The sequence below is a fragment of the Clostridium sp. BL-8 genome, from assembly GCF_002006495.1.
Lineage (GTDB): Bacteria > Bacillota > Clostridia > Clostridiales > Clostridiaceae > Clostridium.
The window spans coordinates 61,762-72,827 of the sequence record NZ_LZZL01000012.1 but is presented as its reverse complement, the minus strand read 5'-3'; the positions used below and the strand labels follow the sequence as shown (position 1 = coordinate 72,827).

Here is an 11,066-nt window from a genome sequence, read left to right as displayed (position 1 = left end):
AAAATAAAATAAAAAAACAAAGGAGGAAAACCTATGGAGAAAAACATGAAAGACTGTAAAAGCTGCAAGGGAAAAGCTTCTGATAGTTCAAAAACTTGCGGCTCATGTGGTTCTAATGGTACTTTGCCATCTCAAAATGGTAATGATTCTGTTCTTAATAAGCAGGCAGAGAATAATTCGGAAAGTTTCTTGGATAACCCAAGGACTCTTACGCCTAGAGGTATAGCAATTAAATTAAAGCTAACAGATTTAATAGTCAATGTATTTAAGAAACATACTCCAGAAGAAAGAGAAAACACATTTATTTGCGGAACAGCTTTAACTTCACCTAAGGAAAATGAAATCTGTTCTAAATGGCCTAAACCTTGGTTATATTCGAGAGTTTTTATTCTATTTGCATTAACATTTCTTGGCCTGGTGGCATTACTTGGGGTTTTTAAAAATATATTAGCATATCCAGGAATTGTATTTATAGGCGCTTTAATGATACCATTTTCCTTGCTTGTTTTTTTCTGGGAAGTGAATGCCCCAAGAAATATTAATATTTTTGATGTGGTTAAAATATTTTTTCTTGGAGGAATTTCTTCCTTGCTTATGACAATGATATTAGATACAGTGGTTTCTATTAGTGATGTAGACTATTATGGTGCTGTCATAATAGGTATTACTGAAGAGATGGCTAAATTCATTGTAGTTGCATATTTTTTAAGAGGAAGTGAGAGGAAATATATATTAAATGGGTTGCTTTTTGGAGCAGCAATTGGATCTGGATTTGCAGTTTTTGAAACAGCTGGATATATATTTGCTTATGGATCAGAAATCCATGAGATGATAAGTATAATTTATACAAGAGGAATTTTTGCTTTTGGAGGACATATTGTCTGGGCGGCTATCTCTGGAGCAGCTTTGGCAATGGTGAAAGAAGATAATAGATTAAAAATAAAATATATCTTTAATATTAAATTTCTTAAATATTTTGTTACTGTAATAGTATTACATGCAATTTGGGATATGCCTATATACATTGGAGATCTTCCTTATGTTCAAATAGTACTTACCATAACAGCATGGATTATTATATTAATGTTAATTAGTGCAGGATTAAAACAAATTTCAAGTTTGACTTTTGCACAAAGAGCTTAAGCTAAATTCAAGTAAAAAATTTCAAGTAATTAAATAAGTTCCTTTTTAGTTTAGTGGTAAAATGATAAAATGCTCTATGTACAGTTTATAAATAGTATTTATGATATAATAAACATAGATGCTACATTGTACTAGATAGGATGAGTGAAAATGAATTTAAAACAATTAAGTATTGAAGACATTGAAGAAGTATATTATAAATATGCAGAGAAGGATTTTCCTCCTGAAGAATTAAAGCCTCTTGATATGATAGAGAAACTTATAAAGAAGAAAATTTATATATGTTATGGATTGTATGAGAAGGAACAGCTACTAGCCTATGCATTTTTAGTTACTGGAAAGTCATATTTGTTGATTGACTATTATGCAGTATGCTCTGAGCATAGAGATAAAGGAATAGGAAGCAGATTTTTAAGTATTTTGAAAGATCAATTTAAAAATTATGATGGAATAATTGTGGAAGTAGAAAAGATTGAAGATGCTCCCGATGAAGATGAAAAGATAATTCGAAAAAGAAGAATAGATTTTTATAAACGAAATGAAATGGAAATGACTAAAATATCGATTTGCTTATTTAATGTAAATTATTCGATTATGTGCTTATGTAGCAGCAAAGTGGAGGAATTGGATATTTACAAAGGTTTAGAGAACATTTACCAAGAAATCATTCCGAAAAAATTATATTTGCAGTATGTTAAATTAATATTAAATTAGAAAAATAATGATATTGAAAAATGCGATTTTAGAATTTATAATATTAATAACATATAAGTTTTAAAGAATTAGTTTATCACAACGGATAACTTAATAAACGGCTACGAAGTCTAATTTATGTACTTAAAAAGTATATTGATTAGGCTTTTTTATATATAAATATAATTTTTGAAAAGCCTGCGGCTTTTCTTCCTAAATTGTTGTAGGGAGGTATATATGGTTATTGAGATTGCAGTATATATAAATAAATTAGACGAAATTGCTGATTTAAATGAAACCGGAATTATTAAAATATTTTCAAAAGACAATAATTGGAGGGTTATAAGGGAGCTTCCATTTAAATTTCATAGTACAAAAGAAAAAGAGGATATAAGATTAGATACTCTTAATATTGCAGAGGTACTTGGAAGCTGTAAAATTTTTGTGGCAAAAGAATTTTCTGATTTAGCATATACAATGCTTGAAGGTATGGGGGTTAGTACTTGGAAAATGAAGGGCAGGTCAAGTGAAGTTCTCGATTATATATTAGAAAAGGAGAAGGAAGAAGCTGAGGAGATTAAAATTATAGATTCAGAAAATTTCAATGATAAAAATCAAAATGTTAAGCCAATGGAGATCGGAAATAATGGATGCTATATTTTAAACGTAAGGGAACTACAAGACCGTAATATCGGTATCACAACAAAGCAAGCTTTAATGCCTTTTTTAAATGAAGGAAATTTCAATGAACTAATATTAACATGTAGTCATATTCCAGGCTGGCTGGAAAGTTATTTAACTAAGCTCAATTTCAATTTTCAGTTTTCAGAAGTAGGAGAAGGGGATTATTTGATAATAGTAAACAAAAAATAATCATTGCATAAAAATAAGGAGGTGATGTTTATGGAATACAAAGAAGAAGAAAATTATACCAAAATGAATATTGAAGTCTTTTCAAAAATGATATCTGAAAATTGGGATATTGATGAAAATATTATAACTAACTATATTCTGGCTAATATAAGCCTTAGTTTAACTAGAAGTAGTGAAATGAAAAGAGAAATTGACAAAATATATATGAGCGATGAACTTAAGTATTATAATGCGGCTAAAAAATCTCATTGTATAAACTACAGTATTATTATGCAGGGAACCCTTGAGCAGGAAATACAGGCGAGAAGAGTATTGGGGATTTTAGTAGAAGCTGAGTTTGATAACAATGTAAGAAGTAAAGTAATTAAATTACTTAGAAAATATTATCCCGTTATATTTAATTCTGTAAAAAAGAAGAATAATGAAAAATTGAAGAATAAATATATGAAAATGGATATAATCACTAGAAATGTAGAGGCAAGATTTGATGCAGCAATATATTTGTATTTTTCTATACATGTTTCTCCTGAGAGTGTAGATCAAGGATTTATAATATCTATCTTGGAGGATATAGAGGATTTTGAATTTGGGAATATAATAAATCAAAATATTGAAGCGGAACTAGAAAGGTATAAAGCTCAAATACAGGAAATAAAAGTATTACTAAAGAGAAAATATGGAAAAACATTTAATTATAAAGATATTATAAGCCACAATAATGAAGAAATAAGAAATAGTGGAGAGTTTTTAGAAGATTTGTTTTTAAGCAATAAACTCAGTATAAATCATCTTTTTAAAGATTTTGAATTTATTAATATTGATAAGATAATTTTGTCTTATGTCAGAATATCTAAAAACAAAGATCCAGAAATATTAGTACATAATATTATTAACGGGATATTTGTACAATCCCTTTTAAATGAATATCAGAATGTGAGAAAGCTCTATATAGAGAAAAACGGAGAAGAGTTAAATTTTAAGTTAAAAGAGCTTGAGCAAAGATTAAATAGAGTTGAAGTTGAAAATAGCAGCTTAAAAAGTAAACTTGAACAACTAAATGAAGAAAAAGCGTCATATGATAAAAATTTAGCTTATGAAATAAATAAATTAGACAATGAACATAAATTAGAAATAAAGGCAATGGAAGAACGACTTAAAAATCTCGAAAATAAACTAAATGAAGAAAAAAATCTTAGAGCTGAGCTGGAATCTTTAAGAGAATACGAGCTTAATTTAAGTAATGATAATGAAAGTTTAGATTTAAATAAAAATTTAGAAGATTATATTGAAAATAAAAAAATAATTATAATTGGGGGGGATAAGGAGTGGAGACGAAGGTTCAGAATTAAATATCCACAAATAAGAACATTAAATGGGTTTAATGAGAACTTTGATATAAATGCCTTAAATAATTCTGATTATATATTTTTCTATACTAAATATATGAATCATTCAACTTTTCATAAAGCCATGAATTATATAAAATTTAATCAATGTAACTTTGGATATATAGGAAAGACCAATATGGAACTTGTTGAACAAGAGATAATAGATAAAATAAGTAAAAGAACTTAACACATTAAAAAGCTATTTCAAATTTGAAGTGGCTTTTCAATTGTAAATCAGAAACTAAATGTTAAAATAATGTAAAACTTAAATGAAGCTTCAAATTATATTTATTATGATAATCGCATATATAATTATAAAGTCTAAAAAATTAATTAGAAAATAGGGAGGCTTCTATTTATGAAAGGTTTTGCAATGTTAGGTATTAATGAAGTTGGTTGGGTTGAAAAGGAAAAACCAATAGCAGGTCCATATGATGCAATAGTACGTCCATTAGCAGTGTCACCATGCACATCGGATATTCACACTGTTTATGAAGGTGCGCTTGGAGAAAGACATAATATGATTTTAGGTCATGAAGCTGTAGGTGAAATTGTTGAAGTTGGGAGTGAAGTTAAGGAGTTTAAAGCTGGAGACAGAGTAATAGTTCCTTGTACAACTCCAGATTGGAGATCTTTAGAAGTCCAGGCGGGATTTCACCAACATTCAAATGGCATGCTTGCAGGATGGAAATTTTCAAACTTCAAGGATGGAGTGTTTGCAGAGTATTTTAATGTAAACGATGCAGATATGAACCTTGCTATATTACCTAAAGAAATACCTATAGAAAGTGCTGTTATGATAACAGACATGATGACTACTGGCTTTCATGGTGCAGAACTTGCAGATATACAAATAGGATCTAGTGTTGCAGTAATTGGTATAGGAGCAGTTGGTCTAATGGCTATCGCTGGAGCAAAGCTACGAGGAGCAGGAAGAATCATAGGTGTAGGAAGCAGAAGAGCCTGCGTTGAGGCAGCAAAATTTTACGGAGCAACAGATATTATAAATTATAAGAATAATCATATTGTACAGCAGATAATGAGAATAACAAATGGCAAAGGGGTAGATCGTGTAATAATAGCTGGCGGAGATACTAAGACATTGTCTCAGGCAGTAGCAATTGTCAAACCAGGAGGAGTAATTTCTAATATTAATTATTATGGAAGAGAAAGTAATTTAGCAATACCACGTGTAGAGTGGGGATGTGGGATGGCTCATAAAACCATAAAAGGAGGACTTTGCCCAGGCGGACGTCTTAGAGCAGAAATGTTAAAGGATATGGTAATGTATAACCGTATAGATTTAAGTAAGCTGGTTACACATGTATTTTATGGTTTTGAGCACATAGAAGAAGCTCTTATGTTAATGAAAGAAAAACCAAAAAATTTAATCAAAGCAGTAGTGGTAATATAAAAAATAGTTTTAGGTAATTAAAAGCAAAGAAAAAAGTATTTCTTTGCTTTTATTATTAAGTAAAGATATATGACAAAAGAAATTTTTATTTGTGTAATTTTGCCTTATTAATATGATTTGATTGAAAAGAATTATCATAAATGTATACATATTTGATTGAAGAATCATAATAGTATAGATATCAAAATATAAATGTCGTGAATAAATTATAAATTAAATAAGGATGATGAAATTATGATTAAATTAGTATTAATAAGACATGGTGAAAGTCTTTGGAATTTAGAAAATAAATTTACTGGATGGACAGATGTAGATCTATCAGAAAATGGACTTTTTGAAGCCAGAAGGGCAGGAAAAATACTTAAAGAAAATGGATTTACTTTTGATGAAGCGTACACATCTGTTCTTAAGAGGGCCATAAGAACATTGTGTATAGCACTTTATGAAATGGACTTAATGTGGATACCTGTATATAAGTCATGGCGGCTAAACGAGAGGCATTACGGAGCATTGCAAGGATTGAATAAAGAGGAAACAGCTAAAAAATATGGAGAAGAGCAGGTTCATAAATGGAGAAGATTTGTAGATGAAAAACCTCCAGAATTAACAAAGGATGATCCAAGGTATCCAGGAAATGAAATTAAATATAGAGATTTAAAGGAAGAACAAATACCATTAACAGAAAATCTAACTGATACTGAAAATAGAGTATTAGAAGAATGGAATGAAAATATAGTGCCTGAGTTAAAAGCCGGTAAAAAAATTATAATATCTGCTCATGGAAATACTTTAAGAGCTTTGATTAGATATCTAGATAACATTTCAAGTGATGGTATTGCAAGTCTAAACATTCCAACAGGAACTCCAATGGTTTATGAATTAGATGATGAATTAAAGCCAATTAATCATTATTATTTATCCTTTGAAGGCAAACTTCCTAAAGACTCAATTCCTAAGCATATAAATAAAGGAGAGTAAAATAGTTATAGATGTAGAATATCTATATAAATATAAAATACGTAATTCGTATAATTAACTAAAATTTAGATTATTAATATAAGAAAATACTAAAAATAACGGCAGAAAACGCCCCTATTTTTAGTATTTTAATTCTTAATCATAAGATATAGGGGTCATAATGTAAATTACAGTTCCAATACCTGATTTACTGTTTATGCAGAGACCATAGTTTTCTCCATAAGTTAACTTAAGGCGTTTATTTGTATTAAATAAACCAATATGATTTGAGTGCTCTCCGTCGAAAGCTAACTTATCTTTTATTTCTTTTAGCTCCTTAGTATTAATTCCGATTCCATTATCAATGATAGCAAGAGTCAGCAGATTATCTTTAAGTGATATTTTGATTTTTATCTTACCTTTGCCGTCCTTATTGTTAATACCATGATATATACAATTTTCAACTAAAGGCTGTATTAATAATTTAATTGTAGATATAGCTTGTACGTTTTCTTTGTAAGCCCATATCACATCAAATTTATCACAATATCTTACCATTTGAATATCAAGATAAGTTTTAGTGTATTTAATTTCATCTCCAATAGAAACTTTACTTGAAGGTGCTGCTAAAGAATAATCTAGTATATCAGATAAATTTTCTATCATTTTAATAGGGGCACTATGGCTTCCAGATACTTTTATTACTTCCCAATATATTGTATGCAGAGTATTATATAAAAAATGAGGATTTATTTGAGATTGCAGTGCAAGAAGTTCCATATTCTCTAATTTATATTTTCTTTCGGATAGCTGTACCTTTAGATAATGTTGTTCAATGAAAGTGGTAAGTAAGTTTTCTATAATATAGCTAAATTCATTTTTGGTATTGCTACTTACTACTGGAAGAGTTTGATTATTCTTAGCTGAATCAATTATTGATATAATATTTCTAATTTGCTTATAGTTTTTCTTAGTGAGGTAGAAAGTTAAAATCAACCCAGAAATAAATGAAATTAATAATAATATAATTGTATATTTACCTAATTTTATAGAAACATAATACAATATATCTTCTGGAACTACAGAGATGTAGTTCCAAGAAAATTTATCAGAATGAATAACTGATTTACTTAAGAATTTGTTTTCTGATGAAGAATATATTGTGTTAGTGTTTAAATTTGTAAGCTCTTTAATGTCAAAATTATTTATATTCTCGGAAGCTTGGCTGCTGACAATTTCAGTATTATTATCATCTAATATAAATATTTTTTGTTCTGGTGCAGTAACAGATTTATTTAATAAATTCTGTATATAATCAGCTTTGATATTTAAAACTATTACACCATTATTTAAGGACATCCTCTTATAAATTGTTATAAGCTCTGTTCCTTGTTCCTCAAAATCGTATTGTTTTAAATTTCTTTTTTCTATCCACATTTTTTTATTTGAGGGATGGCTTAAATAGCTATTATACCACGAATTATCAAAGAAATTATTTAAGTTCGTTATACCATTGTTGGTGGTACAAAATCTACCATTATCATTTTCATAATAAATATGTATAGAATAAATATAAGGTTTTGAATTAGCAAAGGAATTTAAAAAAAAGGAAGTTGTGTCTATGGCTGCCAAATCTGATGAATACAAAGTTTTCTTTTTTAAAACATTTTTTAGAGTTAGAGGCATATTTCCTGCACTATCAAATTGAATATTAAGTGTATCTATTTCATTGAAAATCAAGTCAATGTTAGTCTTTGCTTGGTTTAAAAGATCGATATTATTTTGGGTTGTTCGATCTTTAATATATCTTTGGGTTATGACTATTGATAGAGATCCGAGTATCAATGTGGGTATTAGTAGTGGAACTAAAAACATTAATAAATTCTTTATAAAGAAGTTTTTATTCAAAAGAATCATCACCTTTCAGAAGGTTCAGGATCAATAGTATTTTTTGGATTTCTATATTCCTTAGGACTTTTGCCATAATAGCCTCTAAAGGTTCTGGTGAAATTTTTTGTATTACTGTAACCGACCATCTCACTAACTTCATATGTTTTATATCTTATATCATTTAAAAGCTCGGCAGCACGATTCATTTTAACCTTTATTAAATAATTAGAAAAACGTTCCCCAGTTTTTTGTTTAAAGAATTGACTTAAATAGTTAGGATTCATGTGAACTGCTTCAGCAATATCTTCAAGCCTAGCATTTTTATAGTGTTCATTTACATAATTTTTAATAAATGAAATTATCTTTGAATCATAAGTTGATAAATTTTTGAAATCGTTTGCTTCTATGTCGGAAATATAATTATTATTAAATAAGGCTTCGCTGTCTAATGCTTTTTTTAGAGAAGAGAATACTTCAAAAATTTCATTGTACTTTGAAGGCTTTACAATATAATCACTAACTCCATAGACTAGAGCGTTACGGGCATATTCGAAGTCTTTATAAGCACTTAAAAAGATAACTTTAATTTTAAGTTTACGGTTGAAGATTTCTTTTGCAAGCTCAATTCCATCTAAAAATGGCATTTTTATATCACAAAGAATTACATTTACAGGATTATTTAAAATGTACTGTAATGCAAGTTTCCCATTTTCAAGCTGATCGACAATTTCAAAGCCTAAATCACTCCATGGAAAATATCTACATAATAAGTTTCTTGATTCATTTTCATCATCTACTACAAGTAATTTGTACATTATAAGTTTCCCCCTATTAATATATCTTTAAAGAGCTATGAGATTTAAATATTATAGTAATAGCCTTAAATCTGATGCTTTTTAAAATGAATGTACATTGATTAACATATTTTGGATTATATTGTTATAGAATCTATATAAATTTTACCATATAAAAGTAAAATTGCATATATAAAGCAACAATTGCGTTTGGGATTATGAGAAAGTGATTCTAATAATAAGAAAATGATGTTTTTTATAAGAAAAAGATACCTTTTAAATTTGGAAATAAAGAAGTTCTGTTATAAGGATACCATATATAATAATAGATAACTTATGAAATGATTTACATACGTGGTAAAATAATAGTAAAGTTGCAGCAGTAAGTGAAATTTTAAGTGCATTTATTACTGTATAAAATTAGGAGGGTTTCTAATGAAAAAGAAGTTCAAATTTATTGGCATTTTATGTGCTCTTGCAATTACTACAACAGTGTTTGTAGGTTGTGGTAATTCTACAAAAGAAGCAGCTACTAAAGATAGTAGCCAAGGAGGACAAGTAACTTTGAGATTTTCTTGGTGGGGCGGTGATGTACGTCATAAGGCAACTTTAGAAGCTATAGATCTATATATGAAAAAAAACCCTAATGTAAAGATTGAAGCTGAATATGGTGGAGTTGATGGATATAATGACAAGTTATCAACTCAGTTAGGCAGTGGTACTGCACCAGATCTTATTCAAGTGGACAATCCTTGGATTTATGATTATGCAAAACAGGGAGAAATGTTTTATGACTTAAATGAGTTTAAAGACATAATTGATATGAGTGGTTTCGATAAGAAGTTTTTAGATGGTTATTGTACAATTGACGGAAAAATACAGGGATTGCCAATGGGACTAAATGCAGAAACCCTAATTTTTAATAAGGATATGCTAAATTCTGCTGGTATTGATTTAACTAAAGATTTGGATTGGGATAAATTAATTGAAGCAGGAAAGAAACTTCATGAGCAAAATAGTAATAACTATTTAATTAATGCTGAGCAAAATAATTTGTTGGATTTTGTTATTATGCCATATGTAATTCAAAAAACTGGTGAGCAGTGGATAAAAGATGATTATACAATGGGGTTTGATAAGGACACACTTACTCAAGCATTTGAACTTGAAAAGAAAATGTTTGATGAAGGGGTTTTGCAGCCAGCAGAGCAAAGCTTTACATTTAATCATAAGCCAGAAGAAAATACTGCATGGGCCAATAAACAATTTGGTGGTGCTTTTACTTGGGCAGCAGGACTTGGAGTAATTGGTAAACCATTAGGAGACAGTGCAGATGTTACATTGGTTCCAGTACCTAAAGATGCAAAAAATTCAGGCGTATTAGTAAGACCTGCAACTTTACTTTGCATTAATAAAAATTCACCTAACGCAAAGGAAGCCGCTAAATTTATGAACTTCTTCTTCAATGATAAGGAAGCAGCTGTAGCGTTAGGAGATGTCAGATCTATACCTCCTGTAGAAGCCTCAAGACAAGCAGCATTAGATGCAAAAAAAATAGATCCATTAGCAGTGAAAGCTGTTGATCCAGCAGCAAAAAATGCAGGATTAATATACAATGCTCCATCCAGCAATCAGGAATTAAGAAACATCTTAATAACTGAAATTGAAAACGTTGCTTATAAAAAATTTACCCCAGATCAAGCAGCAGATGACTTGATTAAACTTTATGACAGTAAGTTAAAAGAATTGAAGAGTTCAAATTAAAGTTTAATTAATTAAGATCCGGTAAAGTTGTTTGAAAAGCTCCAGCAAGCATTTTAACTTAATTAATCATTTTATTGTTTATAATGAAGGATTAATATATTATGCTGGAGTTTTTCTTAAATAGATAATTAGCTATCTTAGTAGAATAAT

General features: G+C 29.0%; 9 protein-coding genes. 7 read left to right on the top strand and 2 right to left on the bottom strand.

The window, feature by feature from the left end; all coding sequences use genetic code 11:
• Window positions 1–33 precede the first annotated feature (33 nt).
• The 6 genes from CLOBL_RS05510 (at window position 34) to gpmA (ending at window position 6,489) form a co-directional block, all read left to right on the top strand.
• Complete coding sequence (locus CLOBL_RS05510) at window positions 34–1,143, top strand: PrsW family glutamic-type intramembrane protease (protein WP_179117687.1); 1,110 nt, start codon at window positions 34–36, stop codon at window positions 1,141–1,143.
• Window positions 1,144–1,293: 150 nt separating this feature from the next.
• Entirely contained in the window at window positions 1,294–1,857 is a 564-nt protein-coding gene (locus CLOBL_RS05505; RefSeq protein ID WP_077858096.1) for a GNAT family N-acetyltransferase, read from the top strand.
• 216 nt (window positions 1,858–2,073) lie between these two features.
• Window positions 2,074–2,709, top strand: a complete 636-nt coding sequence (locus tag CLOBL_RS05500; protein ID WP_077858095.1) for a Fe-only nitrogenase accessory AnfO family protein — start codon at window positions 2,074–2,076, stop codon at window positions 2,707–2,709.
• Window positions 2,710–2,739: 30 nt separating this feature from the next.
• Window positions 2,740–4,284, top strand: coding sequence for a hypothetical protein (locus tag CLOBL_RS05495; RefSeq protein WP_077858094.1), 1,545 nt, complete (start codon window positions 2,740–2,742; stop codon window positions 4,282–4,284).
• Window positions 4,285–4,455: 171 nt separating this feature from the next.
• Window positions 4,456–5,511 carry an NAD(P)-dependent alcohol dehydrogenase gene (locus CLOBL_RS05490; protein WP_077858093.1) on the top strand — a complete coding sequence of 352 codons (1,056 nt, stop codon included), beginning with the start codon at window positions 4,456–4,458 and terminating at the stop codon, window positions 5,509–5,511.
• Window positions 5,512–5,745: 234 nt separating this feature from the next.
• A complete protein-coding gene (gene gpmA / locus CLOBL_RS05485) occupies window positions 5,746–6,489 on the top strand; it encodes a 2,3-diphosphoglycerate-dependent phosphoglycerate mutase (RefSeq protein WP_077858092.1) in 744 nt (247 codons plus the stop codon).
• Window positions 6,490–6,624: 135 nt separating this feature from the next.
• On the opposite strand, the gene CLOBL_RS05480 is transcribed toward gpmA, so the two are convergent.
• Entirely contained in the window at window positions 6,625–8,385 is a 1,761-nt protein-coding gene (locus CLOBL_RS05480; protein ID WP_179117686.1) for a sensor histidine kinase, read from the bottom strand.
• Complete coding sequence (locus tag CLOBL_RS05475) at window positions 8,385–9,173, bottom strand: response regulator (RefSeq protein ID WP_077858090.1); 789 nt, start codon at window positions 9,171–9,173, stop codon at window positions 8,385–8,387. Before CLOBL_RS05475 ends, CLOBL_RS05480 begins: the two co-directional genes overlap by 1 nt.
• Window positions 9,174–9,587: 414 nt before the next feature.
• Between CLOBL_RS05475 and CLOBL_RS05470 the strand changes: the two genes are divergently transcribed.
• A complete protein-coding gene (locus tag CLOBL_RS05470; RefSeq protein WP_077858089.1) occupies window positions 9,588–10,916 on the top strand; it encodes an extracellular solute-binding protein in 1,329 nt (442 codons plus the stop codon).
• Window positions 10,917–11,066 lie beyond the last annotated feature (150 nt).